At 61.6% G+C, this 25,435-nt stretch carries 18 protein-coding genes and 1 tRNA gene; 12 read left to right on the top strand and 7 right to left on the bottom strand.

Going from position 1 to position 25,435, the window contains the following annotated elements:
* The first annotated feature begins 14 nt into the window (after positions 1 to 14).
* A complete protein-coding gene (locus J3T93_RS05665; protein WP_220236632.1) occupies positions 15 to 1,106 on the top strand; it encodes an alpha/beta fold hydrolase in 1,092 nt (363 codons plus the stop codon).
* A gap of 21 nt (positions 1,107 to 1,127) precedes the next feature.
* On the opposite strand, the gene J3T93_RS05660 is transcribed toward J3T93_RS05665, so the two are convergent.
* The gene (locus J3T93_RS05660) at positions 1,128 to 3,980 is read right to left on the bottom strand and encodes a heavy metal translocating P-type ATPase (RefSeq protein WP_267430882.1); all 2,853 of its coding nucleotides are present in this window, start codon (positions 3,978 to 3,980) and stop codon (positions 1,128 to 1,130) included.
* A 115-nt stretch (positions 3,981 to 4,095) separates the two neighbouring features.
* Here J3T93_RS05660 and J3T93_RS05655 point away from each other — a divergent pair, with 115 nt between their 5' ends.
* Positions 4,096 to 4,377, top strand: a complete 282-nt coding sequence (locus J3T93_RS05655; RefSeq protein WP_110416674.1) for a metal-sensitive transcriptional regulator — start codon at positions 4,096 to 4,098, stop codon at positions 4,375 to 4,377.
* 165 nt (positions 4,378 to 4,542) lie between these two features.
* Positions 4,543 to 5,877, top strand: a complete 1,335-nt coding sequence (locus J3T93_RS05650) for a dicarboxylate/amino acid:cation symporter (protein WP_267430881.1) — start codon at positions 4,543 to 4,545, stop codon at positions 5,875 to 5,877.
* A gap of 178 nt (positions 5,878 to 6,055) precedes the next feature.
* Here J3T93_RS05650 and J3T93_RS05645 read toward each other — a convergent pair.
* Together J3T93_RS05645 and tgt are read right to left on the bottom strand one after the other, a co-directional pair.
* Positions 6,056 to 6,138, bottom strand: a tRNA-Leu gene (locus tag J3T93_RS05645).
* Positions 6,139 to 6,194: 56 nt separating this feature from the next.
* Positions 6,195 to 7,493 carry a tRNA guanosine(34) transglycosylase Tgt gene (gene tgt, locus J3T93_RS05640; protein ID WP_267400995.1) on the bottom strand — a complete coding sequence of 433 codons (1,299 nt, stop codon included), beginning with the start codon at positions 7,491 to 7,493 and terminating at the stop codon, positions 6,195 to 6,197.
* A gap of 232 nt (positions 7,494 to 7,725) precedes the next feature.
* Here tgt and J3T93_RS05635 point away from each other — a divergent pair, with 232 nt between their 5' ends.
* The 9 genes from J3T93_RS05635 to J3T93_RS05595 all read left to right on the top strand — a co-directional run bounded on the left by J3T93_RS05635 (position 7,726) and on the right by J3T93_RS05595 (position 20,649).
* Positions 7,726 to 9,597 (top strand): S1C family serine protease, encoded by a 1,872-nt coding sequence (locus tag J3T93_RS05635; protein WP_267430880.1) that lies wholly within the window; start codon positions 7,726 to 7,728, stop codon positions 9,595 to 9,597.
* A gap of 172 nt (positions 9,598 to 9,769) precedes the next feature.
* Complete coding sequence (locus tag J3T93_RS05630) at positions 9,770 to 11,737, top strand: heavy metal translocating P-type ATPase (protein ID WP_267430879.1); 1,968 nt, start codon at positions 9,770 to 9,772, stop codon at positions 11,735 to 11,737.
* A gap of 118 nt (positions 11,738 to 11,855) precedes the next feature.
* On the top strand, positions 11,856 to 13,322 hold the full coding sequence (locus J3T93_RS05625; RefSeq protein WP_267430975.1) for an FAD-dependent oxidoreductase: 1,467 nt from the start codon (positions 11,856 to 11,858) through the stop codon (positions 13,320 to 13,322).
* 250 nt (positions 13,323 to 13,572) lie between these two features.
* Positions 13,573 to 14,583 (top strand): D-alanine--D-alanine ligase family protein, encoded by a 1,011-nt coding sequence (locus J3T93_RS05620; protein WP_267430878.1) that lies wholly within the window; start codon positions 13,573 to 13,575, stop codon positions 14,581 to 14,583.
* 136 nt (positions 14,584 to 14,719) lie between these two features.
* Entirely contained in the window at positions 14,720 to 15,655 is a 936-nt protein-coding gene (htpX, locus tag J3T93_RS05615) for a zinc metalloprotease HtpX (protein ID WP_254478207.1), read from the top strand.
* Between the two features lie 47 nt (positions 15,656 to 15,702).
* Positions 15,703 to 16,329 (top strand): response regulator, encoded by a 627-nt coding sequence (locus tag J3T93_RS05610; RefSeq protein ID WP_267430877.1) that lies wholly within the window; start codon positions 15,703 to 15,705, stop codon positions 16,327 to 16,329.
* Positions 16,326 to 17,501: a sensor histidine kinase gene (locus tag J3T93_RS05605; RefSeq protein ID WP_267430876.1), complete on the top strand. Its 1,176-nt coding sequence runs from the start codon at positions 16,326 to 16,328 to the stop codon at positions 17,499 to 17,501. The genes J3T93_RS05610 and J3T93_RS05605 overlap by 4 nt, the downstream gene beginning before the upstream one ends.
* Before the next feature lie 110 nt (positions 17,502 to 17,611).
* A complete protein-coding gene (locus J3T93_RS05600) occupies positions 17,612 to 19,600 on the top strand; it encodes an ABC transporter permease (protein WP_267430875.1) in 1,989 nt (662 codons plus the stop codon).
* Between the two features lie 176 nt (positions 19,601 to 19,776).
* Positions 19,777 to 20,649, top strand: a complete 873-nt coding sequence (locus J3T93_RS05595) for an ABC transporter ATP-binding protein (RefSeq protein WP_267430874.1) — start codon at positions 19,777 to 19,779, stop codon at positions 20,647 to 20,649.
* Here J3T93_RS05595 and nagA read toward each other — a convergent pair.
* From nagA to J3T93_RS05575, 4 genes are read right to left on the bottom strand one after another with little or no spacing between them, the layout of a single operon-like run.
* Complete coding sequence (nagA, locus tag J3T93_RS05590) at positions 20,640 to 21,947, bottom strand: N-acetylglucosamine-6-phosphate deacetylase (protein WP_267430873.1); 1,308 nt, start codon at positions 21,945 to 21,947, stop codon at positions 20,640 to 20,642. The two genes, J3T93_RS05595 and nagA, sit on opposite strands and share 10 nt — an antisense overlap.
* Positions 21,948 to 21,984: 37 nt before the next feature.
* Positions 21,985 to 22,773 carry a glucosamine-6-phosphate deaminase gene (gene nagB, locus J3T93_RS05585; RefSeq protein WP_220236648.1) on the bottom strand — a complete coding sequence of 263 codons (789 nt, stop codon included), beginning with the start codon at positions 22,771 to 22,773 and terminating at the stop codon, positions 21,985 to 21,987.
* Positions 22,770 to 23,876, bottom strand: coding sequence for an ROK family protein (locus J3T93_RS05580; RefSeq protein ID WP_267430872.1), 1,107 nt, complete (start codon positions 23,874 to 23,876; stop codon positions 22,770 to 22,772). The genes nagB and J3T93_RS05580 overlap by 4 nt, the downstream gene beginning before the upstream one ends.
* A 6-nt stretch (positions 23,877 to 23,882) precedes the next feature.
* The gene (locus tag J3T93_RS05575; RefSeq protein ID WP_416378828.1) at positions 23,883 to 25,187 is read right to left on the bottom strand and encodes an AGE family epimerase/isomerase; all 1,305 of its coding nucleotides are present in this window, start codon (positions 25,185 to 25,187) and stop codon (positions 23,883 to 23,885) included.
* Between the last annotated feature and the right edge of the window lie 248 nt (positions 25,188 to 25,435).

Genomic DNA, 25,435 nt, shown 5'->3' with positions numbered 1-25,435 from the left:
TATAGGGTGAGAGCATGAGCGTCCAACTGGTTGAGGAACGCCGCTACGACCAAATCATGAAGGATCGTGTCCTTCCTGACCTGGCCTCCTGTCGCAGTGACGGATGGATGATCTCCCATGACGGCGGCGAGGACGGGGGAACCCTCCTGGACAAGGCCCATCTCAGCGGCGTGGACCCCTCCCGACTTCTGCATTACGTTTGCTATGACAGGACGCTGTTCCGCAAGGGTGCGGTGGAGTCCGGCTCAGCTCGTGTGCGCGGGGCCGCGATCATCTCCTTCGGTTTTTCGGAATTCGCCGACAAGTACCAGGAGATGGCCTGGTACTTCCTGATGCAGGGGTACTCCGTCTGCGTTCCCGAGCATTGGGGGCATGGTTTCTCTGGCCGTGGTGTGAACGATCCCAGCCTGATCTGGGTGGATCATTGGCAGCGGTATGTGGCGGATCTGGCCGCCTTCTGCTCCCAGGTGGGCCAGCAGTATGCCCAAGACGAGCCCATGGTGCTCTATGCCCATTCCATGGGCGGCGGCGTGGCTGCGCGGATGCTGGAAACCTTCCCCTCCCTCATCGACAAGGCGGTCCTGTCATCACCCATGATTGCTCCGCGGACCGGGTTCATGCCTTCGGTGGCCTGGACGGCAACAAACGCCGCCTGCATGATGGGCCGCTCGCGCAGCATGGTTCCGGGGTTTGGGCCATTCCGCCCCGAGCTGGACATGGGCAAGTACCCCAATGGCAGCCAGGCGCGGGTGGCCTGGGCCCATAAGTTGCGGGCCCAGGAACTGCACTACCAGACCAGTGCCGCCACCTTCGGCTGGGTCAGGGAGAGTCTGGAGATGAGCCGGGCCATACTGCGCCCCAACCGGTGCAGCCGAGTGGAGACCCCTCTGCTGCTTTTCCAGGCCCAGCCCGACCGGTTTGTGCTGCCGATGCCCCAGAACCGTTTTGTCGACCAGGTCCAGCAGGGCGGCTGCCAGGCTAAGCTGGTGCGCATCCCGGACAGCATGCACGAGCTCTACCAAATGCCGGACAAGGTCCTGAGGCCTTACTTGGAACGCATCTTCGACTTTTTCGACCAGCCTTGGCAGCTCGCTGACGACCGCTGATCAGATGCCAAACGTACGATCCTACTTGTTGAGCACCTTCTGCGGATCGGCGTCGAAGGTATCGACGCAGTTCTGCGAGCAGAAGTAGTAGGTCTTGCCCTGGTAGTCGCGCTTGGCTGCAGCTGTGTCGGGGTCGATGGACATGCCGCAGACCGGGTCGGTGACCTTCTCTGCTGCTGCCTGATCCTGCTGCATGTCGTCATGATGATGGAAGAGTCCCATCTCGTTTCCTTTCTCTTGGTTGTGTTCTTGGTGTGTGGAAATACTGAGGTCCCTGGTCAGGGCATCCATGTCGATTGGCTCGACCTCCTTGACCGGCCTGGCTTTTAGAGGCGTGTGCCGCAACCTGTTGGCGTTGAGCACCACCGACAGGGAGGAGAATGCCATGGCCGCCCCGGCGATCATAGGGTTGAGCAGGAGGCCGATGAAGGGGTAGAGCACCCCGGCGGCGATGGGGATGCCCAGCCCGTTGTATCCGAAGGCGAACCAGAGGTTCTGGTGAATGTTGCGCATGGTCGCAGCAGAGAGGTCAATGGCCTTGACGGCCGCGTTCAGGTCGCCCGAGACCAGGGTCACGTCGGCGGATTCGATGGCCACGTCCGTACCGGTGCCGATGGCCATGCCCAGGTCGGCCTGGGCCAGGGCCGGGGCGTCGTTGATGCCGTCGCCGATCATGGCCACCTTGTGCCCCTGAGCCTGAAGGGCCTTGACGATGCTCGCCTTGTCTTCAGGGTGGATCTGCGCAACCACCCGGGTGACACCCACCTGCCCCCCGACCTGTTCGGCAGTGCCCTGGTTGTCGCCAGTCAGCATGATGGTCTGGATGCCGCGCTCGTTCATGTCGTGGATGGCCTGCTTGGAGCCGGACTTGACCTGGTCGGTCACGGCCAGGACTCCGGCAAGCTCGCCGTCGATGGCCACGAAGATGGTCGTACGGCCCTGGCCCTCCCAGCCGCGGGCGGTGTCGAAGAGGGATTGCGCGCCTGCCTGGTCTGACGTTTCGCTTTCCAGCTCGATTCCCTTGTCCTCGAGCAGCTTGCGGTTGCCGACAAGGACATGCGAGGTGCCCTTGCATCCTTCGAAGGATCCGGAGGGGAAGGTTGCATCGATGCCTGCCCCGGTGACCGAATCGAAGTCCTTGACCGGGACCAGCTTTAGATTGCGGCCCTTGGCAGCCTGGACGATGGCCTGGGCCAGGGGGTGTTCTGAATCGCTCTCGGCGCTCGCGGCCGCTCTTATTAGCAGGTCCTCATCCATTCCCTGCACGCTCAGGGCATCAGCCAGTTCAGGCCTGCCCTGGGTGATGGTGCCGGTCTTGTCGAGGACGATGGTATCGATGTCATGCGCTCCCTGCAAGGCTTCCGCCGATCGGTAGAGCACTCCGGCACGGGCGCCGCGTCCGGTGCCGATCGTCACGGATAGCGGAGTGGCCAAGCCCAGGGCACAGGGGCAGGCGATGACTAGGACGGAGACCGCCGCCACGATTCCATATACTCCGCGTGGCATGGGGCCGAAGGCCCACCAGGCCACGAAGGTCCAGAGCGCCACAAGAATTACCCCGGGGATGAAGATGGACGATATTCGGTCGGCCAGCTTCTGGATGGGTGCCTTGGAGGTCTGAGCCGTCTTGACCAGCCGGATGATTTGGGCCAGAACCGTGTCCTGCCCTACCTGGGTGGCCCTGTAGCGCAGAGAACCTGTGCTGTTGACGGTGGCTCCGACGAGGGAATCGCCCTCCTGCTTGAGCACGGGCATGGGCTCGCCGGTCACCATGGATTCGTCCACAGAGGATGATCCCGAAATGACCTGACCATCCACCGGCAGCTTCTCGCCCGGATGGACCTGAATCACGTCTCCGACGGCCACATCATCGACGGCGATCTCCTGGGTGGCCTCCCTGCCGTCCTGGTCGGTCCTTACCACGGTGGCTGTCTTGGGCCTCAGTCCGACAAGGGCGCGGATGGCATCACCAGTGCCGCGCCGGGCCCGTGCCTCCAGGATCTGGCCGAGGATCATCAGCGTGATTATGGTGCCCACGGCCTCGTAGTAGGGTTCGCGGCTTCCCTCAGGCAGAAGTTGCGGGGCCACAGTGACCACCAGTGAGTACAGGAAGGCCGTGGCAGTGCCCAGGGCAACCAGGGAGTTCATCTCCGGTGTCCGGTGTGCCAGCGCCAGCCATCCGGTGCGGTGGATGGGCCAGCCCGAATAGAACATCACTGGCAGTATCAGGCCCAGCTGGACCCAGGGGTTCATCAGAATGTGGGGCATGGGCAGGAACATGCCGAACATGGCCGGAATGAAGACCGGGAGCGTGAAGACCAGGGCTACGATGAATCGCCTGGTCAGATCGCGGATTTCTGCCGTACGCTCCTGATCCGCCTCGTCCTGGTCGCTGCCGCCATTGGCTTGAGCGGGCTTGGCGGATTCGGTCTGTGGTGAATGCTCGTCTTGCGACTGGCTGCTTCGTGCTTGTTCGGATTGTGCCTCGGCACTGACGGTCGTCGGTCCATCGGTGGCCCGGAGCATCCCGTGAAGCATGTTCATCCCACAGGCGAAGGGGTAGTCGCCGGCCTTGGGTGGGGTCAGCTGGACAGTCGAGGTTTGGAAGGCGGGCAGGGTCTTGTCGATGTTGAAATCGTTGAAGACCACGTGCGAGGAGCATTCCCCGCTCTCCTGGCGGTCGAAGACCAGCTTGACCGGTCGCCCGGCCTGAACCTGGATCAGCTGGGGGCTGTATCCGCCCTTGACTGTGATGTGGACGGTCTGGATGCCGCCCTCATCCTTGGCCTGGGTGGCCTTTCTGGGCGCGAAGAAGTACCAGATGATGCCTGCCGTGATGGCCAGGGCTGCTATAAGGACCAGGATGCTGCTCATGTGGCCCACTATACCCCCCAGGGGTATACTGATAGTGAATTTCGAGATGGGTTTCATGGATTCGGGTCGGTCCTGGCTCTGCCATGAAGACCATTGACTAGGAATGGAGTGAATCGTGCCCGGATATGCCAACGATAAAAAGCGGACCATTACCAGACTCCGGCGTGTCGAGGGCCAGGTCAGGGCCATCGAGCAGATGGTCGAGTCAGACACTTACTGCATCGATATTCTCACTCAGATTGCCGCCTCGACCAGCGCCCTGAAGTCGGTGGCCCTAACCCTGCTGGACGACCACATGAACCACTGCGTCCGCGAAGCTGCCGAAAAGGGAGGTGAAGAGGCCGACGAGAAGATGGAGGAGGCCTCCGAGGCCATCGCCCGCCTGGTCCGTTCTTAGCAATCCTCGTCAGACAGGCCTAATCTGCCCGGGAATAGCAGTCCATAAGCAACGGGTATAGGCATTCTTCCGGGAATCGTTGGACTTCCGCCGCTCTCCTGTTAGATTGAACCCCAACCCCAGGCCGTTTGGTCCTGGGGAGGAGAGATCGATGAGGGAGAGGCAATGTCGGAAACGAGTTGGGATTGGGCGGCCCTGATAGTGGTCGTCATTCTCTTTGTGGGGCTGGCCCTGCTGAGCAGGAGGACCAAGGTCAACTTCAGTTGGCGGGTCATCATAGCGACGGTGCTGGGAATCCTGGTGGGTGTGGGCTTCTCAGGTCACACGACCTATGTGGGGGCATTCGGCAACGTTTGGTCCGAGGTCATTTCGGCCTTGGTGGTGCCGCTCCTGCTCTTCAGCATCATCGCCAGCATCAGCCGTATCGGCGGGTCCGGTCGGCTGAAAAACATCAGTCTGAAAACCATCGTTCTGCTCCTGGTCAACACCTTCACAGCAGCCGTGATCGCCCTGGTTCTGGGGCTGCTCTTCCAGGTCGGCAAGGGGTTCGACCAGGCCCTGCCCAAGGGGGCCAAGCCTCACGAGGTGCCAGGGGTGCTTGACACCCTGGTCGGTCTCTTCCCCTCGAATCTGGCTGAAAACTGGGCCCAGAACCAGGTCATTCCTGTCGTGATCTTCGCCATCCTCCTGGCGGTCTCTCTGAACAAGGCCGCCTCAACCCCGCGCGGCGAGCAGAGTGTGGCCCCCTTCAAGGCTTTCGTGGAAGCCGGCAATGTGGTCCTGTCCAAGGCCACCCAAATCGTCGTTGGCTTCACCCCCTATGCGGTCCTGTCCCTGATCGCAGCCGCCATCGGTCGAAGCAACCTGAAGACCCTTCTGCCCCTGTTGGCTGTCCTCTTGGTGTCCTACCTGGGCTTGGCTATTCAGCTCTTCCTAGTCCAACCCCTGATCCTGGCCCTGGTCGGCCGGGTCAATCCTCTGCCCTTCTTCCGCTCCCTTTGGCCGGCGGGCGTGGTGGCCTTCACCTCCGAGAGCAGCATCGGTACCATCCCAGTCACAGTCCGTCAGTTGCGTTCCGCTGGTGTTCCTGAAGAGACGGCCTCCTTTGTGGCCAGTCTGGGAGCCAATCTGGGCATGCCAGGATGCGCCGGGCTCTGGCCCGTTCTTCTGGCGGTTTTCGCTATCAATGCTCAGGGGATTCCTTACTCCCCTCTCCGTTTTGCGCTCCTGATCGTCTTTGCTCTGGTGGTTTCCGTGGGGACGGTGGGTGTGCCAGGCACAGCTACGATCACCGCCACCTCCCTCTTCACAGCAGCTGGCCTGCCCGTACCCTTCATCGCTATCATGCAACCTATTTCCCAGCTGGTGGATATGGGCCGCACGCTGGTGAACGTAGCAGGTGCCGCCAATACGGCAGTCATCGTGGCCAGGACCGAGAACGAGCTGGACCTCGACCTCTACAAGGGCCGCAAGGTCTTCGACGACCAGGACATCGAGTGACTGGTCTGTATGATCAAAAGCTGCGTGGTCGGGCGGCAGGCGGCAAGAGGATGAACCATCCTGACCCGACTTGCGGCGGCCAGAAGGCCGGATAGCCAGAACGGCCTCAGCTGTAATTCGACCAATAAAAAATGTCTTCGACTGACATCAATCAGTCGAAGACATTTCCATTTCTTTGTGCGAACGGAGGGAGTTGAACCCTCACGAGCATCAGCTCACTGCCACCTGAAGACAGCGCGTCTACCATTCCGCCACGTTCGCAGACAACTGGAAAGGTTAGCACGGTTGTCTGCGCGGCGCAATAATGGCGTGTTGGTTCAGCCCTTGGATCCGTGGGCGTAGAACCTGGCCAGCGTCTTCTTCTTATATTCGTCGAAGTAGCCGCCGTCAATGGACTGGCGGATCTCGTCCAGCAGCCTCACGAAGAAGCGTTCGTTGTGGATGGTGGCCAGCGTGTAGCCGTTGAGCTCATGGGCGCGAAGCAGATGGTCGATGTAGGCCCGGGAGTAGTGGGTGCAGGTGTAGCAGTCGCAGTCCTCTTCGATGGGTCTGAAATCGGCCTTGAACTGGGCGCGTTTGATGTTCCAGCGGCCGTCACGGGTGAAGACGGCCCCGTTGCGGCCGCAGCGAGCCGGGGATACGCAGTCGAAGGTGTCCCCGCCGTTTTCCACGCCTGCAAAGATGTCGTCCACGGCGGCGATGCCCAAGACGTGCCTGGGCCGGGATTCGGGCATTTCGTCGCAGATCCAGGCGCAGGTCTGCCCCAGCAGCCGTTTCTCTATGGCGCCCCCGATGCCCACGCCGTCAAAGTCCAGGGAGGCGATCTGGCGGGCGGCGCGTCGGCGGAGATCCTCGTAGTTGGCCCCTTGTACCACGCCGAACAGGGCCTGATAGGGCTTGCCGGTCCGCGCCTGGGTCAGCCTGTGGTGCTCATCCACGCAGCGCTTCGCCCACCGGAAGGTGCGCTCCACTGACTGTTCCTGGTAAGTGCGGGTGTTCATCAGTGTGGTCAGCTCGTCGAAGGAGAACATGATGTCGGCGCCGATGCGGTGCTGGATGCCCATGGAGATCTCAGCCGAGAAGCGGTGCCGGTCGCCGTTGAGCGGAGACTTGAAGGTGACTCCGTCCTCATCCACGAAAGCCAGGCGCTCCTTGCCCTCGGCGATCACCTGGTCCGACTTCATGCCGGTCACGTCCATGGCCAGTGTCTTCTTGAATCCCGCTCCCAGCGATAGGACCTGGAAGCCGCCCGAGTCGGTGTAGGTGGGGCCGTCCCAGTTCATGAACCGGGCCAGGCCGCCTGCTTGGTCCAGAATGTCGGGGCCGGGGCGTTCGAACAGGTGGAAGGCGTTGGCCAGCAGGACCTGGGCGCCCAGCTGACGCATTTGCTCTGGCAGAACGGCCTTCATGGCCGCCTGTGTGGCCACGGGGATGAATGCGGGGGTGTGGATGTCTCCGTGCGGAGTATGGATGATGCCGGTGCGGCCGTAGCGGCGGCCATTGCGTCCCAGGCCTTCGGGGCTGTCGGGCAAGCGGTTCAGGGTCTCGAATGAGAATGCGGTGCGGTCGCCGGGTCGGCCCGGTGTGGCTCCCAGCGGGTTGGTGATCAGGCTCATGGCTCCACTGTATCCAAGACATCCAACCGTCCTGCTGCTGCCCTGCGTACAGTCGATATGACTTTCATCCAACGTCCAGACAACATTCAGCATTTCGGCCCTAGACTTGGAAGCAATGCATGCGAGGACCCGCTTCGCCTGTCAGCCGGAAACGGCAAAAAGCGCGGGCGACGGGGTAGATTGACAAGCGTGACCGAATAGCAGGCAGTGGCATCGATCCGAAGGAGCAGAAATGGCTGAAGAGCATAAGGCCGACCCGTGGAGGGGCGGCGATGACGGTCAGTCCTGGCAGCCAAGCCACATCGAGCGCGGGGCCGCCGAGCAAGAGCAGGAGACGGGAGCCTCCACAGAACAGACCGACTCTGCTCAAGTCCCAGCGACAGAAGAAGGGGACCAGCAGACTCAGGCCTGGGACCAGAGGCCCACGACACCTATTGCCATGCCTGGTGGCGATGCACGGCTCGCGACTACAGAAAATGCGTCGAATGACAGTAGCGGCACCGGGACCTCAGCCTCCGCCTCCGGTGGCTCGACTGCGGGGCAGGATGCGCAGACGCAGCAGCCTTACTATCGGCCAGCGCCCGAGTATGGTGCTTATGCTCCCGCAGGCTCGCGTCCACCTGCCAACAATCAGGGTCAGCAGCAGTCCAACCAGCAGTCCAACCAGGGGTATGGCTCTGGTCCTCGGCAGAGCTTCTTCGGACAATATGGACAGCCAGGCCAGTTCGGTCAGAATGGCCAGCCTCGCCAGAATGCCGGTCAGAACCCCCAGGGTGGCCGACCCGCCAGCCAGGGGCCCTACGTGCCCTTCGGAACTGGCGGCCCCAATGGTCGGCCCGGTCCTGCCAACAATGCCAGCAGCAGCATGAGCGGCACGGGCAAGTACGTCTTTACCGCCGTGGTGGCCGCCCTGGTGGCCGCAGCCCTCATGCTGGGCCTGGGCTGGGCGGCTCTGTCCAACGGGTGGATCACTCTGCCCTCGTCCTCCTCGCTCAGCGGGGTCTCCTCTAACTCCTCGGGCCAGGGCACGGCCAAGGTCGAGGGCGGGCAGGCTCCTGACTGGCAGGGCATCAGCAAGCAGGTCTCCGAGTCCGTGGTCTCCATCCAGGTGCAGACCAAGAGCGGGGTCGGGGCCGGATCGGGCGCGGTCTTCGATACTCAGGGCCATGTGGTCACCAACAACCACGTGGTCGATGGCGCCCAGGAGATCCACGTCACCCTCTCCAACGGGCAGATGTACACGGCCAAGGTTGTCGGTACCGACACCACAGCCGATCTGGCCATCCTCAGCCTGGATCAGGCGCCTTCCGACCTGAAGCCAGTGAAGTTCGCCGACTCCGAAAAGCTGGCCGTGGGCGAGAACGTCATGGCCATTGGCAACCCCCTGGGCTACGAGAATACGGCCACCACTGGCATCGTCTCGGCTCTGAACCGCCCGGTCTCGGTCATGGACGAGAGCAATAACAACCCCATCGTGACCAACGCGGTCCAGCTGGATGCGGCCATCAACCCCGGCAACTCGGGCGGTCCCACTTTCAACGCGGCCGGTGAGGTCATCGGGATCAACTCCTCCATCGCCTCCATGGCCTCCTCCAAATCTGAGGCAGGGTCCATCGGCATCGGATTCGCCATCCCATCCAACCTGGTCAAGCGGATTGCCGATGAAATCATCAAGGACGGCAAGGCTAAGCACGTCTCCCTGGGGGTCACCATCCAGAGCAGCACAGCCCAGGCCAACGGGGTCACCCGCGGCGGCGCCAAGGTCACCAATGTGGTTTCAGGTTCTCCGGCGGACAAGGCCGGCATCAAGGTCGGCGACACCATCGTGGCCTTCAATGGCCATGCCGTCAACAACAACTACTCCCTGCTGGGCTTCGTCAGGGCTGCCGCTTTCGGTGACTCGGTCAAGATCACCGTGGTGCGCGACGGCAAGACTGCCGAGGTGAATGCCACGCTTGACAGCGAGGAGCAGAACGTCCAGGGCAAGCCCAGGACCAACAGGAAGAACTCGGACGGCAGTGGCCAGGACGGTGGCTCCGACCAGGGCGGTTCGGGCGATGACGATGACTCCATGGATCCCTTCCGCTTCTTCTTCGGGCAGTGATCCGGGACTGAACCCAGGGGGCCGCACCCGTCACATGGCGGGTGCGGCCCCCTGTCGTATCCGCCATCCATCACTGGCTCTGGCGCGGTATAGGCTTGATGTACAAGAGGACAAGAGAGCTGTAATCCGGCTGCGGTCGACGGATCGACAAGTCCGGATCGGGGAAGTGGTCATGTCAAGAATTCTGCGTTTCGCCAAGAAGGTCCCCATGCTTTGGGTGGTTCTGGCCTGCGGACTGGCCATGGGCCTGCTCTGGCACCCCTATCGCCAGGCCGCCCAATGGTTGGTCGCCGTCCTGGTGGCCGTTTCGCTGGTGGACACCCTCAAGGGGATGATTGATGACGTGCGACATGGCCACGTGGGCGTGGATATCCTGGCTGTGGTCGCCATTCTCTCCACCCTGGCTGTCAAGCAGTATTGGGCCAGCTGGGCCGTGGTCCTCATGCTCTACTCCGGCGATGCCATCGAGCAGTATGCAGGGAACAGGGCACAGAACAACCTGACGGTACTGGTTCAGGCCGCTCCTCAGGTGGCCCACGTTGTCCAGGTAGACCTGCCGGAGGGAGAGCATGGCCTTCCCAAGGAGAGCGACTGGAGCACGGTGGCGGTCGATCAGGTCCGCCTGGGCGACCTCCTGGTGGTCAAGCCCGGCGAGACCGTGCCCGTTGACGGCGAGCTGATAAGCCGCACCGCCACCCTGGACATGTCCACCATCAACGGTGAGCCCATGCCGCGCAGGCTCTACCAGGATGCCCAGGTCATGTCCGGGGCGGTCAATGGTTCGGGCACCTTCCTGATGCGGGCCCGGCAGCTGGCCCGGGATTCCCAGTACCAGCGAATCCTCAACCTGGTGCGCTCCGCCCAGAACTCGCGTGCTGCAGTCGTCAGAACAGCCGATCTGATGGCGGTGCCCTTCACTGTAGTGGCCTTCATCATCGCCTGCGTGGCCTGGATCATCTCCGGAGCGCCGACCCGGTTCGCCCAGGTTCTGGTCCTGGCCACCCCCTGCCCTCTGTTGATCGCCGCTCCTGTGGCCTACATGGCCGGGACGGGAAGGCTGGCCAAGGCGGGGCTGCTGATCAAGACCCAGGACGTGATTGAGAATCTGGGCCGGGTTTCGCACATTTTCTTCGATAAGACCGGCACGCTGACCGTCAGACGTCCCCAAGTGGTTCGAATCGATCTGCCTGACGGTGAGGGGCAGGAGGTCGATACGGACCGGATTCTGGCTATGGCGGGCGCTGTGGAGTCCTACTCGGTTCACATCCTGGCTAACGGGATTGCCGAGGCCGGGGCCGCAGTCCAGGAGCGTTTGCGTGCACAGAGCAGCGGTGAGGTCCATCTGCATGCGCGGGAGGTTCAGGAGGACTCTGGCAATGGGGTCCAGGGTTTGGTTGACGGCCATCAGGTCAAGGTGGGCAGGGCCGAATTCGTGGCTGGCGAGCAACCAAGCGAGTCATTTGGCCCCCTGGCTCCTGACGAGATGGCCTCCTACATCGCTATAGACGGGGCCTTGGCCGCGCGAGTCGTCATGAAGGACGTGCCCAGGTCGGATGCCGCTCAGACCATCGCCCGGCTGCGGGAGCTGGGGATCACCCGCCTGTCCATGGTCACCGGAGACAAGGAGGCCTCGGCCCGGATCATCGCCGACCAGGTGGGGATTACGGACGTGCATGCCGGCCTCTTCCCTGAGGACAAGGCCGATCTGATCGCCGAGGCTGCCAGGGAGAAGCCCAATCGGCAGCCCTTCTGGGACATCTGGCTGTCCAAGTTCCTAGGTGAATCGGTGACTAAATCCATCACCATGATGGTGGGGGACGGGGTCAACGATGCCCCGGTCCTGGCTGCCGCCGACGTGGGCATGGCCATCACCGACGGGACCACCACGGCCGCCTCCGAATCCGCCCAGGCCGTGATCATGAACGACGACATCGCCTGCCTGCCCAGGTCGATCACCATCGCCCGCAGGACCAAGCGGGTCATGCTCCAGGCGGTCATGCTGGGGCTGACCCTGGCCACGGTGGGCATGCTCTGCGCCGCCTTCGACCTGATCCCGGTGGTTGTCGGCGCCTTTACGCAGGAGGCCATCGATGTGGTTTCCATCCTCTGGGCCCTGACTGCGCTGATAGACCGGGACTGAGACCATTTCGCGACGCTTGGTGAAAGTCCCGGGGATGGAGCCCGACTAGCTCTGTTCCCGACCGACGCTTTGCGTTAGGCTGACAAGCATGAGCGATATTACTGTCAACGATTCCACCATGCCTGCACCGGCCCGCGGCGAGGAAGCTGGCCCACCCCTGCGCGTGGCCGTCATAGGCGCGGGGCCTGCAGGGGTCTATGCCTCTGACATCCTGCTGCGGCAGCTTCGGGAGAAGGGTGCCGACCTGGGTCTGGGCGACCGGGCCCGCATCGATCTGTTCGAGAAGCTGCCCGTTCCCTTCGGTCTGGTCCGTTACGGCGTGGCCCCGGACCATCCCAGCATCAAGTACATCGCCGGCGCCTTGGAGAAGACCCTGGATAACCCCGAGATCCACCTCTATGCGGATGTGGAGTTCGGCAAGGACATCAACCTGGATGATCTGCTTCAGCGCTACGATGTGGTCCTCTTCGCCACCGGTGCGGTGGACGACCGCCCCCTGGAGATCGCCGGGCACGAGCTTGATGGCGTTCACGGGGCCGCCCACTTCGTCGAATGGTATGACGGCTATCCTGACGCTGACCAGAACTGGCCCCTGGACGCCAAGCAGGTGGCCGTCATCGGAGGCGGGAACGTGGCCATGGATGTCTCCAGGATCCTGATGCGGCGGGCCGACGACCTTCTGGGCACCGACATCCCCGACAATGTCTACAAAGGGATTCAGGGCAACCAGGCCCGCGAGCTGCACATGTTCATCCGTCGCGGGCCGGCCCAGGCCAAGTTCTCGGTCCAGGAGCTGCGCGAACTGGAGAAGCTGCCCGGGGTGCAAATCGTCCTCGACGAGGAGGACTTCGACCTGGATCAGGAGACAATCGATCGGGCCGGTGCCGACAAGCTGACCCGGCAGATGCTGGAGGAGCTCTTCACCATCAGGGAGATGGCCGAGGACATGGCTGAGGACGGCGGAGTCGACTTCGAGGGCAATCCTGCCGATCGCCGTTTCTATATGCACTTCTACCGGATGCCTGCCGCAATCATCGGCCAGGATGGCACAGTGACCGGCATTCGCGTGGAGAAGACTAGGGTCACGCCCGAGGGCACCATGGAGGAGACCGGCCAGTACGAGGAGTACCTGGTTCAGGCCGTCTACCACGCCATCGGCTACAAGCCTGCCGAAGTTCCCGGCATTCCATACGATTTCTCCGGCTACACCCTCTCCAACGTCCACGGCCGGGTGACCACTGCTCCCGAGGAGCAGGGCGGCAGGTCCATCGACCGTCTCTACGCCACGGGCTGGGCCAAGAGGGGGCCCGTGGGTCTGATCGGATCCACCAAGTCCGATGCCCTGGAGACCATCGGCAACATGCTGGATGACCTGGCTGCCAGCCCGGATCATGGTCGCTTCGCCCAGGACCGGGACGACGATTCGATTGACCGCTTCCTGGCGGACAAGGGCATCCAGCCTATCGACTTCGCCGGCTGGAAGCGGGTGGATGCTTATGAGCGGGCCGAGGGCGCCAAGGTCGGCCGTGAGCACATCAAGGTCACCGACCCCGACCAGCTCCGCCAGCTCGCCCACGGCGAGTAAGCGAGCGGTCCTGGTTCGGCAGCGGCAGAATTTGGATGAGGTTCATGAATCCTCGTCCAAATCCTGTTTTCTTGGTCGGCACCACGGGGAGGGCATCTCGCAGAGTATTCAATCGCCTATACGGTTGAATCGTCCCTTTGTATTCGTTATCTTAAGGAGTGTGCCGGTTAAGCGTTGACGAACACACTCTAGATTCTCTAGTCCATGAAGTGGAACCATGCAGGTGAGTGGACAGCCAGGAGGCTGAACGATGAGGATAGCTGTCGTCTTTGGTGGGACCAGTACCGAACGCGAGGTATCGGTCGCTTCGGCTATTGAAGTCATTCGTGCGCTCCGTGAACGAGGCCACGAGGTCGTCGCCGTTGACAGTGCCCGTGGCAGATTGAGTTTGGAGGAGGAAGGCAGGCTGGCCCTTTCTTCATCGGCATCGACTTCCATCCAGAATCATCCAGGCGCCAAACAACTTGAGACATTGAAACGTGCACATTCTGAGGTGAATCTTTCGTCGGCGGTCCTGGACTGCGATTTGGTCTTCCTGGCCCTTCACGGTGGCTCTGGTGAGAACGGTCAGATCCAGGCCCTTTTAGAATTGACTCAGATTCCGTTCACTGGGTCGGGAAGCACAGCAAGTGGCCTGGCCATGGATAAGGAGGTCTCGAAGAGAGTGGCTGGAAGTGCGGGCATCCTCACGCCTGAATGGTTGACGGGCTCCGTCGACGCGACTGAGGTTGAGGATCGTCTGGGCTGGCCAGTAGTAGTCAAACCGGATGCCGAAGGTTCCAGTGTCGGCCTGAGTATTGTGGACAATCCTGATGGTCTGCCTGCTGCCATTCAGGAGGCGGCTGCCTATGGCCAGGTGATCATAGAGCGTTTCATCACAGGCAGGGAGTTCACTGTCAGTGTTATCGGCGACTCTGCACTTCCAGTCGGTGAAATCGTCAAACCGGATGGGCAGGTCTTTGACTATGCCTCAAAGTACCAGAAGGACGGGGTGGATGAGATCTTCCCGGCCCGAATACCTGCAAGCTTGGCTGAACGGCTCCAAGAGGGGGCCGAGACTATTCACCGGGTTTTCAAACTGAGCGGTTACAGCCGCAGTGACTTCATTGTGGATGAAGAAGAACAGATCTGGTTCATGGAGGCCAACACTTTGCCCGGCCTGACGCGGTCCAGCCTCCTGCCCAAGGCGGCAGCTGCAGCTGGTATAAGTTTTGGCGATCTATGCGAACGGATCTGTCAGCTGGCTCTGGCTAAGGAATAAATCGCTCTTTGGCTCATGAAACTGCTCCGTCAAGCTTCTCCCGGGGTATGTGTTTCTGGTCTGACGTGTATGAAACCCGTGGGATGTACAGGCTTCGTTCAGCAGAAATTCAGCAGCATTGTCTACCATGGTGTCCATGAATGGCAAGCTGAAGGTTCACGGACATTTCAACGGCCTGAAAACGACGCTTTTGTTCGCCCTTATGTGGGCCGTTATTATGCTCATCTGGTGGCTGACGGGTGGCCGTCAGGGGACTCTAGGCATCTATATCCTCATAGGCCTGGCCACCACTTTCGGGTCCTACTGGTTCTCCGACAAGGTGGCGATCGCCTCCATGCATGCCCGGCCGGTCAGCGAGCAGGAGGCTCCCGACCTCTACCGTATCGTACGAGAACTGTCGGGGAGGGCAGGCAAGCCCATGCCCCGTATATACATCGCCCCCACTGACTCTCCCAACGCTTTTGCCACAGGCCGTAACGAGCGCCATGCCGCCGTCTGCTGCACCCAAGGAATCCTGCGAATCCTCAACGAGCGTGAGATCCGCGGGGTGCTGGGCCACGAGCTCATGCACGTCTACAACCATGACATCCTGACTTCTGCAGTGGCTTCGGCCATGGCCACGGTCATCACCTATCTGGGATACTCTCTCATGTATTTCGGCGGCGACAGCAGGGACAGGGATAACGATTCCGGCGTCTTCGGCCTCCTGGGTGTGCTGATCAGCTCGATTCTGGCCCCCCTGGGCGCTTCCTTGATCCAGATGGCCATTTCCCGCACCCGTGAGTATGACGCCGACGAGGACGGCAGTCGGCTGACTGGGGACCCAGCGGCTCTGGCATCGGCGTTGAACAAAATATCCTACGGGTCTCAGGCTGTGCCCATGCCTCAGACTGCCGGCACCCAGAGCGCCGCCGCCATGATGATCGAAAATCCCTTCTCGGTCAAGGGGTTCAGCAGGCTCTTCTCCACTCATCCGCCCACGGAAGAGCGCATAGCCCGCCTGATGCAGATGAGTCAGGAGATGGGGCAGACCCAGGTGAATTCCGGGCATGAAGCCCAGGTGGGGTACTGAGAGGCAGAGCAGCTTTGCGCTTCAGTCGATGGGAGATGATGCCTGGGATGACGGAGACCATCAATCTGGCTATCGTCGATGATCAGGAACTGGTCAGAGCAGGACTGGTCTCGATACTGGCTGATGAGGACGATATCAAGATTGTTGCGGATGCAGCCAGTGCCCGGGAGCTTCTGGAGCATCCTCGTCTGAGCGATGTCGATGTGGCCCTAGTTGACTGCCGGATGCCTGACATCGACGGGATTTGTCTCATTGGCATTCTGCGGAAAAGAGGACTAAAAGTCCGATGCGTCGCACTGACGGCATTCGATGAGGATGAGAATCTTGTGGGGAGCATCAAGGCTGGGGCATATGGGCACCTGCTCAAAGACGCCGATGCCGAGGAGATTATCGGTACTGTGCATAGGGTCTACAGGGGCGAACGCGTCCTTGGGGCTGCCGAGTCGGGCAGACTGATGGATCTCATTAGCAGGGAAGGAGTCGACGATGCCTGCGACTTTGATCGGACGGACCGTCAGATTATCGACATGATTGTGACTGGCTCAACCAACAGGGAGATCGCCGATCGTCTATGCCTGGCTCTGGGCACGGTCAGGAACCGCGTCAGCAACATTTTCGACAAGATCGGCGTGCGCAACCGTACCGAGCTGGCCATGACCTTAAGGCGGCCATGAGCCCGTCAGAGCCTGAGCCATCTCAGGAGCGGAAACCAGGGTCCCTCCCATATGTAGGCCTGGTGGAGGTCGCCTCGTTCTGCTGCTCCTTCCTATGGTCAAAATACGGCAATCCGCTCAACTTCTTTCTCTTCCAGACTGCCATGGTTTCGGCCTGGCTGGGTTATAGGCTGATTCGGCGACGTATTCCCGCCTTGATCTGCGGGGGCCTTCTCATCGTGGTTTGTCTTGCAGCCACCCTTTTCGACAATCCGCCGCAGATGTTTCTCACCGCCATCGTGACCGTGGATGTTCTCTTCGCCTTCCCGGAGATCTGGACCTGGGTCTCAGTGGGAGGGGAAATTGCGGCCTATATTCTGCATATGGCATGGAAAAGCGGATGGCGGCAGACCATCTGGGGCGATATGATCCTGAACTTGGCTCTGATTATCTTCTTCGCGGTGGCTTTCCTGTTTTATGCACGGGCCAGCCGTCTGCTTATTGAAAAGAACCGGCAGCTGGCCAGACAGTCGTTCACAATCGAGAGTCTGGCCTTGTCCAAGGAGCGGGCGGAAATGGCCTCGCAGATGCATGATTCGATTGGTCAGTACCTATCGGCCATGCACATGGAGCTTGAAGCAGCGCAAAGGACTCTGCACAAGGGTTTGTCCATCGACCGAGTCCTCGCTCATGTGGCTAAGGCCGAAGACATCGATAAGAAGGCTCTGACTCAGGTACGTCAGCAGGCCAGGGCTTTGAATCCGGCCGTCTTTGGTGGGGAACTGACCAAGGAGTCGATTGTCAGTCTGGCAGACTCATTTGAATCCACGGGTCTGCATGTGACCGCTACGGTGCATGGGAGCCTAGAGGGCCTGTCGTCGCAGAGCAAAGTCCTTATCTACCGGGCCTTGCAGGAGACTTTGACTAACGTGGTCCGTCACGCTCATGCCTCATCCGCCTCGATTGTCATTGATCTGGCACCAAGAACCCTTCGCCTGAGTGTGACGGACAACGGAGTAGGTCCTGGCGACGGATCCGTTCGGTTTGTGCCTGGCTTCGGCCTGTCCTCCCTGGAGCAGAGGGCGAAGGCCCTGGGCGGCTCTCTGGATGTGGGGCCGGCAGAGGCATCGGAGTCTCCTCATGGCACTAGGGTGGCGCTTTCTTTTCCGCTGGCTGCGCAATCCGGTAGGTAACTTCGGACCTTCGGCCAGGATGACGACTTCTGCAAGGCAGTGACATTCGTCCACTTGATAGTGACGTCTGTCGGTGGCCTACCTGTTGCTTGCCCATGTAGCTTGGTCCTATGCAACGGACAAGAATAGGCGGTGACGGGAAAGAATCCGGGGCGGAATTGCCTAGAGGGCGGGGTATCAGGATCGGATACATCCGCCTGGTGAATTCCCTATGGAGGGAGAACCGCGGCCTGCAAACCCTGAACGTACTGGCTGGAGCCTGCCCCATGGCCTTGATCTTCCTGGTCCTTGAGGCCATGGCCAGGGGAGAAGGGCGGCCCGACTCGACCACCCCGGTAGCTATGGTGGCTATATTTTTAGCATCCTCGGCCTCCGTTTCCAAGACCATCAGCGATCACGCCTTTACAGCTCAATGGGACAGGCTCATGCGCATCCGTCTGCTGGGCGCCTCCCCCAGCCGGCTCTTGGGATCGATATTGGTCGTCCAAGGTCTCATGGCTGTCTTCTCTGGCCTCATCGGCGTGATCATGGGTGAGCTGGTGATGCCTCTGGCAGGGTCGGCCATGTCCCAGCTGGGCATGCTTCTGCCAAGGCAGAGCAGCCTGCCGAGCTTCTCCTCCATTCTTGTGACGGTTCTGCTTTCCGTCTTGTGCCAATGTCTGGGCGCCATGTTGGCTGCAGTGAGGGTCGTCAGAGCTCGGCCTGACTTGCAGTCCATGCCCTGCTCGTCCGGGAGGCGCCGCCGCGCCCTGTTTACTGTGGTCATTCTTTTGGCGGTCTCTGCGGCCTGCATGATGATCTGCCTAAAGGGGACTGGAGCGACCGCCGGCAGTTTGGGCATCTTCCTGATTCCTCTTCTGGTGTGGGCCTTGGCACGAATGGGCAGGACCCTATTGAACCGAATAGCGAGCGTTATCCTGGCTGGTCGTCTGAAAGGTCCCGTGGTCACTTTGGCCTTGCGCAGTCAGGAGACCGCCAGGGCGGCTTCCCTTTTCACGATGGTGGTCGTCGCCGCTGCGGTCACTTGTGGGCTTTTCGGGTTTTTGGGGTACAGCGATGCCAATGCGCGCGCCTCCCTGACCGAAGCGCTGGCAGGCGGGTCTGTGATCAGACCGGTCGGGCGCGGCCAGGGGACTTTGGATCGTTGGTCCGCCTATGTAAGGTCGCGCGATGCTGACCCTCTTATTCTGGCTCCTGCCACGGTTGTGCCTATGGAGAAGAACGGTGGAGGATGTGATCGGCAGGTCCAGCGGGCAGCCTCTTACTATCGTGGTGCCTCCCGTCTTCAAATAGACGGCGATCTAGGCCGGGTTCTTCCATCCGCCGCCCTCCGCCATGCGCAGGACGGAACAAGCCTGGAGAGGCTCGATGGGGTGGTAGCCTCCAAGCCGGAGGCGGGGGCGGGCGTGTCAGTCGACAGCCCGGTCTGTATCGATGATGGGAGCGGGTCAGCCCGACGTAGTCGAATTGCGGCTGTGGCCGATTTGCCGGGGGGAATGGGCCAGTACTTCATCCCCTCCCGTCTGTCGTCTTCTATATCCCGAGGTTCATGGAAGTCCGGATATGAACGTTGGGGTGAGCACACGCCTCTGGCCCTGGTTTCGTCCCGGCCAGATGGCCGGGAGGTGCCGACAGGAGTTACCGACCAGGCGGCCAAGGCATGGGTGGCGGATCTGCCGACAGGCAAAATCTACACGCAGACTGGGGGGGACGGGATGAGAGAGATGGCTGTCATCGTGTACCCAGTCCTGGCCATATGCGCTGTGGGCGTCCTGTCGCTGATCTTCACCATGGTGGAGGAGGGGCGCAGAACCAGGGCCGTGACCGTTCTCCTGGACCTGGGAGTCTGGCGGTACGGGTGCAGCGGGACTCTCAGGTATCTGGGCGAAGTTTTGTCGGCCTTCTTCCTGGGCTGCGTCGGCTCGCTCCTGGTCGTCAACCTCTGCTCCCACCCACAGTCAGTCGAACTCTACGGGGGTATCTCCTTTTATTGCCCGGCTAGGCAGCTGGGCCTGCTTTTGACGGTAATCCTGACGATGGGTCTGGTGGCCCTGTCCGCCCACATGGTTTCCTATGCTCGTCTGGCTTGCCAAGGATGAGCGAGCAGCCTGTGGCGGTGGCGGTATGGGAATGAGTGAGGGCACGACGGACGGCCGTGCAGGCGGGGGTGGGGGATAAGTGGCCTGAGAAGTCTGTTGCGGTCATCACGAAATGCGTTGCTCGCAGCAGTCGTGCAGCTGGCATTTCGAAAATCGGACGTAGGAAAGAGGGACATATGGAAACAAGACATGGGGGACGGGACGCAAGGATAAGGCTGAAAACTGCTCATGACGGGGATCCGGATGCCAACGATAAGGTCTTGCAGGCCAAGTCTGTCTGCTACGACTATCCGGACAGCGGTCGCCGTAGGCGTCGTCTGCTGGGAAGGTCGCATGACAGGAATGGGTCGGCCCCGCAGATCGGGCCGGTCGATATAGTGTTGCAATCTGGTCGGATCACGGCCTTGATCGGACCTTCGGGATGCGGGAAGTCTACTGTGCTCAAGCTGCTTGCCGGCATCCTGACCCCGTCGCGAGGAGAGGTCTGGTATGGGCATCGGAACATCGCTCAGCAGCCGGGTTTTCGCCGGGCAAGGCTTCGCAGGACCGAATTCGCCTTCATCTTCCAGGATTACATGTTGGTCGATTCCCTGACAGTCGCCGAGAACATCATCCTGCCGCAGTCCTTGAATGGTTCAGCCGCCGATGTTCATGCTGTACGTCGGGCTCTGTCCTGTGTGGACCTGCCGACCGGTGTAATGGGGCGAAAGGTGGGCGAGCTGTCAGGAGGTCAGCAGCAGCGGGTGGCCATCGCTCGGGCCATGATCATGGATGCGCATGTTCTCTTTGCGGATGAGCCCACCGGCAACCTGGATCCCAGAGCCCGTGAGGACACACTTGATGCCATCCAAGCAGCCATGAGTGCGGGACTCAAGGCCAGCCTTCTGGTCACTCATGATGCCAGGGTGGCTTCCAGGGCTGACAGAATCCTGTATATGCGGGATGGGAGGATTTGCGGTTCCTACCATCATATGGATCAGGAGGATATAGAGCGGCTCCTTCTGTCCGGATCCGAGCAGAAGGAGCCGCTCAGATCAATTCAGGTCTGAATTCTGCGCCCGTTGCAGACCACGGTTTTGACGGACCAGTCGGCCGGGCTCAGGAGGAGGAGGTCGGCCGCATAGCCGGGTGCCAGCAGACCCAGTGGAGCACCTGTGATCGGGTTGGGACGGTCCAGCCCCAGAGCCCGGGCTGGTGTCAGAGTGGCGGCTTCCACGGCCTGGTGGGCCGGGAGACCGATGGCCTGGACGGCTCTGCCGACTGCCACATCCAGGGTCAGGGTTGAACCAGCTATGGCTCCGTTGGAGGTCAGGCGGGCGTGGCCGCCTTTCACTGTTACGTCCAGGGAGCCCAGCTTGTAGGCACCGTCCTCGCAGCCGGTAGCCTCCATGGCATCGGTGACCAGGGCTATCCGATGGGGAAAGAGCCTGAAGGCCAAGTCGACGCAGGGGTCCTGGACATGGAAACCGTCGTTGATCAGCTCGGCCGTGACACGGGGGTCCTCCACGGCGGCCGGAACAGGTCCTGGCTGACGATGATGGATGCCGTTCATGGCGTTGAAAACATGAGTGAGTATGCGGGCGCCGGCATCGAAGGCGCGGCGGGTCTGGTCGTAGTCGGCATCGCAATGGCCGACCGCAGGAACCACGCCGGACTCAGCCAGGCGGGATATGGCCTCGTAGCCATGGTCGCGCTCGGGAGCCAATGTCACCTGGCGTATGCAACCGTCGGCAGCCTCCAGAAGACTGTCGAGGGCCGCAGGTTCAGGGTCGCGTAGACACTTGGGATCGTGCGCCCCTTTACGGGAGAGGGCGATGAAGGGCCCTTCCAAGTGGGCCCCCAGCACGTCGGGTCTGGAGTCCATGACCCGCCTGACCGAGCGCAGATTGACGCACATCGTGTCGACTGGGTTGGTGATCAGGCTGAGCACCTGCCTGGTGGTTCCATGGACCATATGGCAGGCTCTGGCTGTACGGATGGCCTCGTCTCCGTCATCGAAGGAGTGGACCCAACCGCCGTGGGAGTGGATGTCGATGAACCCGGGAGTGAGGATGGAGCCGGTCGCGTCGATGAACTCTACACCGTTCGCATTCGCGTCATGGTTATCGGATCCAGGCTGAAAGAATGAGAGCAGGCTGGGCAGGCCAGCGGCTCTCAGGGCGGATTCCAGGCTCTCCCTGCCTTGCCCGACCTGCTCAATCCTGCCATCCAGGGCCAGAATCCAGCCAGCTTCCCTGATGCCGCGGGCATCTATCAGCCTTGCGCCGGTCAGGACAAGGGGATGGGCAGGTCCATTCAGGGATGACTCGACCGCGAGCCCTGCCGACTCGTATGCTTCCTTGGACATGTATGATCTGCCTTCTGTGCTTTGCCGGTCAGGACGATCAGATGGATTGCCAGTCAGGCTTGTTGGCATATGCCCACTTGTAGTAGTCGCGGTTGCGCAGGCGTGAGGCGGCGGCCTCGTCCACGATCACGGTGGCATGAGGATGCATCTGGAGGGCGGAGGCTGGGCAGAAGGACGATATGCCGCCCTCTACGCTCTCGGCCACGGCTTCCGCCTTCCCGGCGCCGAAGGCCAGAAGGACCAACTGGCGTGCCTTGAGGATGGTTCCGATTCCTTGGGTGATGCAGTGGGTAGGCACCTGGTCCATGTCATTGTCGAAGAAGCGGGCGTTGTCGATGCGAGTCTGCTCGGTCAGGGTCTTGATGCGTGTGCCCGAGGCCAGGGAGGATCCGGGCTCGTTGAAGCCGATGTGTCCGTCGGTGCCGATGCCCAGGATCTGCAGGTCAACGCCGCCGGCATCCTCGATTGCCTGGTCGTATACGCGGCCAGCGTCCTTGATGGTGTCCAGGTTTCCATCAGGTACCCTCACCTTGGCGGGGTCCAGGCCCAGAGGCTCGACCACTGTCCGGTCGATGGTGGACCGGTAGGACTGGGGGTGGGCCGGATCCAGCCCTGCATACTCGTCCAGGGCGAACCCGCGCACCTGGGAGACGTCGATTCCCTCCTTGTGGACCAGATTGGCAAGCGCCTGGTATGCCGCCAGTGGGCTGGACCCCGTGGCCAGACCCAGCACGCAGTCGGGCTTGCGCCGGATCAGGTCGGCCGTGCAGCGGGCATAGATTTCGCCGGCTTCCTCCTGGGACTTGACGATGATGATTTCGGTCATGATGCGGTTTCCTTTCCAATAAAGTCAGATGGGCGACTATCGGCGGCCATGCGTCCTGCCAGGGCTGCGCCGATGGCCGCGATGGGCAGGTCGGCTGGGGCTAGACGAAGCCGGTCGGGCAGACTCAGCGAGGCGATGAAGTGGCTGCAGGCCGCACTCCTATTCAGATGCTCGGTGACCAGATCCAGCAGGGGCTGACCGGTTTTGCTCATGCCTCCGCCCAGGATGATGACTGCGGGGTCGATGGTCAGGGCCACGATCTGCACGGCCAGGGCAATGCCATGTCCAATGATGTCCAGCACATCCTGGGCCTGCTGATTCCCCTGGCCTGCCTGGGCGATAAGGTCAGGCAAGGGGTGCGCGATCCCCGGCCAGAGGGCCTGCGCGGCCGAGCCGGAGGCCACGGTCTCCAGACAGCCCCGCTGGCCGCACTTGCAGGGAAACTGGTGGGCATCTACTGGGATGTGGCCGATTTCGCCGATTGCCCCGCTGGCTCCGTGTTCGATCCGGTCCCCGCTGATGATGCCCGCTGCGAGACCAGTGCCTAGGTTGATGAAGGCCACCGTGTGGTCGTCATGGTCGGGCAGGGCCCTGGGGCCGTCGCGTCCAGGCTCAGTTGCGGGTCGTCGGGCCTGGTCCCGAGCAGCCTGGGAGTGGGGTGTGGCTCCAGGGGTCATCAGAGTGTCGCCAGTCTGCGAGGCAGCTCCCAGAGCAGCGATGTTCACATCGTTCTCGACGCGGACGGGCAGACCGGTCGTCTTGGCGACGGCAGGGCCCAGAGCCATGTGGCGGATGCCTAAGTTGACCGCGTCGTCCACCATCCCTCGATTGGCGTCCACTCGCCCCGGGATGCCTAAGCCTACGGTGACCGGACCCTGGTTTGGGCCCACCTGGTCCAGCAGGTGGCGGATAAGCATCACTGTGTCGTCATGAACCGCTTGGCTGCCCTCGCGCGTGGGGATCCGATGGCAGGCCAGCAGGTGTTCGTTACCATCCATGGCCACACCCTCGATCTTGGTGCCGCCGATGTCTATCCCTAAGCTGATCGGGTCGGCCTGGACGCTATTTGTGCCCGCCCTGAGGTGCGGGGTCGCTGCTGCCATGGGGTTTTAGCGGGCCTGGGCCTGGTTCGCCCATCCCTGTCCGCAGGCCTGCTTGATGGCCGTAGCGATGGAGACCGCCGGGTCGTTGTAGGGGATCAGGGTGGATTGGAAGGCGTGGTAGAGGTCGGACTTGCCGGGCCAGACCGTGCCGATCACGTGGTTGTCGGCATTCAGCTGATGCCACCAAGATCCGCCCTGGTGGTCGATCAGGTAGTGGTCTACGTAGCTGCAGAAGGTTGCGTACCAGTCAGCGTAGGTGGTCTTGCCGGTGGCTGCGTAGAGGGTGGACGAAGTGTTCAGGGCCTCGGCCAGGGTCCAGTGCATGCGGTCGTGGACCACCGGGCCGCCCTGCCAGTCGGTGGTGTAGACCAGGCCTTCGGACCCGTCGGCGGCCCAGCCATCCTCCACAGCCCTGGCGAACAGGTGCTCGGCTGCCTCGGTGTAGCGGCGGCGGTCGGCCTCCTGATCGAACCTGCTTAATGCGTACTGAGTGATCAGCCTGGCCCATTCGATTCCGTGGCCCGGCGTGGCCCCGTAGGGCTTGAACTGATCGGCCTTGTTGTCCTCGTTGTAGTCCAGGTCGGCCTGCCAATCGCTGTTGAAGTGCTCGGGGATGCGCCACTGATTGTTCTCGGCCCAGCCGATGACCTGGTCGATGATGCGTCCGGCGCGCTCGCGGTATTCCTCCTTGCCGGTGGCATCGGCTACGGCGAGGAAGGCCTCAGTGCTGTGCATATTGGCGTTGAGCCCCCGGTAGGGGTCCAGCCGGGTGAAGCCGCTGTCCCAAGTGTCGACGGCCAGGCCCCTGTCATCATCCCAGAAGTAGCGGTTGAAGATCTCCAGCGCCTGTTCCAGCAGGGATTGTCCATCGGAGTCGCCCGCCAGCATGGCCGAAGAGGCGGCCAAGACCACGAAGGCGTGGGTGTAGCAGGTCTTGCCGCTCTCGGGCTGGCCCTGCCAGGAGACCGAGGGGTACCAGCCGCCGTGTTCGTCATCGTGCAGGTTTCCTTGAAGAGCCTGGACGCCGCGGTGGACCAGTTGTGATGCTCCCGGGTAGCCCAGGAGGCTGCCGATGGCGTAGACGTGCGTCATTCTGCAGGTGATCCAGGTTTGGATTCCCTGGTCTGGGTCGATGCTGCCGTCGTCATTGAGCCAGCCGGCGCCGCCCTGCTCGGTGGGGAACCCGCGCCCGAAGTCCAGGAAGCCATAGGTCTGCGAGGCCATGAAGATGCGATTGGCTTCGTTTCCCAGCAGGTATCGGGGATTCATGGCGGAAGATGAGGCTCCCGGATGGTTCGGTGTTTTGGTCATGGCGATCGCTCCTTTGCTCAGCGAGGGATGCAGCTGTTTCTGGTATCTGTTAACAGCCTAACACGTAATTGTTAGGGAACTGAACTTTTTACTGACTGTCTCGTAGTCTTGCCCATGATGCTAGTGCGTAGTCTTGAAAACGAACCAGTTTGATGCCGTTATGGCGAGATCCGGATCTGTCCGGGCAAGGAAGTTTACAATATAAGGAGCAAGCATGGATGGGCATGGTCACGGGGTTCAAGGCCCAA

It is taken from the genome of Bifidobacterium sp. B4111, assembly GCF_026537235.1.
In the GTDB taxonomy this organism is placed as follows: Bacteria; Actinomycetota; Actinomycetes; order Actinomycetales; family Bifidobacteriaceae; genus Bombiscardovia.
Note: the sequence above shows the minus strand (reverse complement) of the source record. Positions and strands in the feature narration are given on the sequence as shown.

Coding starts and splice junctions, on each gene's coding strand:
- J3T93_RS05665 (WP_220236632.1), top strand. CDS start 15: ATGAGCGTCCAACTGGTTGAGGAACGCCGCTACGACCAAATCATGAAG.
- J3T93_RS05660 (WP_267430882.1), bottom strand. CDS start 3,980: ATGAGCAGCATCCTGGTCCTTATAGCAGCCCTGGCCATCACGGCAGGC.
- J3T93_RS05650 (WP_267430881.1), top strand. CDS start 4,543: ATGTCGGAAACGAGTTGGGATTGGGCGGCCCTGATAGTGGTCGTCATT.
- tgt (WP_267400995.1), bottom strand. CDS start 7,493: ATGAGCCTGATCACCAACCCGCTGGGAGCCACACCGGGCCGACCCGGC.
- J3T93_RS05635 (WP_267430880.1), top strand. CDS start 7,726: ATGGCTGAAGAGCATAAGGCCGACCCGTGGAGGGGCGGCGATGACGGT.
- J3T93_RS05630 (WP_267430879.1), top strand. CDS start 9,770: ATGTCAAGAATTCTGCGTTTCGCCAAGAAGGTCCCCATGCTTTGGGTG.
- J3T93_RS05625 (WP_267430975.1), top strand. CDS start 11,856: ATGCCTGCACCGGCCCGCGGCGAGGAAGCTGGCCCACCCCTGCGCGTG.
- J3T93_RS05620 (WP_267430878.1), top strand. CDS start 13,573: ATGAGGATAGCTGTCGTCTTTGGTGGGACCAGTACCGAACGCGAGGTA.
- htpX (WP_254478207.1), top strand. CDS start 14,720: ATGAATGGCAAGCTGAAGGTTCACGGACATTTCAACGGCCTGAAAACG.
- J3T93_RS05610 (WP_267430877.1), top strand. CDS start 15,703: ATGACGGAGACCATCAATCTGGCTATCGTCGATGATCAGGAACTGGTC.
- J3T93_RS05605 (WP_267430876.1), top strand. CDS start 16,326: ATGAGCCCGTCAGAGCCTGAGCCATCTCAGGAGCGGAAACCAGGGTCC.
- J3T93_RS05600 (WP_267430875.1), top strand. CDS start 17,612: ATGCAACGGACAAGAATAGGCGGTGACGGGAAAGAATCCGGGGCGGAA.
- J3T93_RS05595 (WP_267430874.1), top strand. CDS start 19,777: ATGGAAACAAGACATGGGGGACGGGACGCAAGGATAAGGCTGAAAACT.
- nagA (WP_267430873.1), bottom strand. CDS start 21,947: ATGTCCAAGGAAGCATACGAGTCGGCAGGGCTCGCGGTCGAGTCATCC.
- nagB (WP_220236648.1), bottom strand. CDS start 22,773: ATGACCGAAATCATCATCGTCAAGTCCCAGGAGGAAGCCGGCGAAATC.
- J3T93_RS05580 (WP_267430872.1), bottom strand. CDS start 23,876: ATGGCAGCAGCGACCCCGCACCTCAGGGCGGGCACAAATAGCGTCCAG.
- J3T93_RS05575 (WP_416378828.1), bottom strand. CDS start 25,187: ATGACCAAAACACCGAACCATCCGGGAGCCTCATCTTCCGCCATGAAT.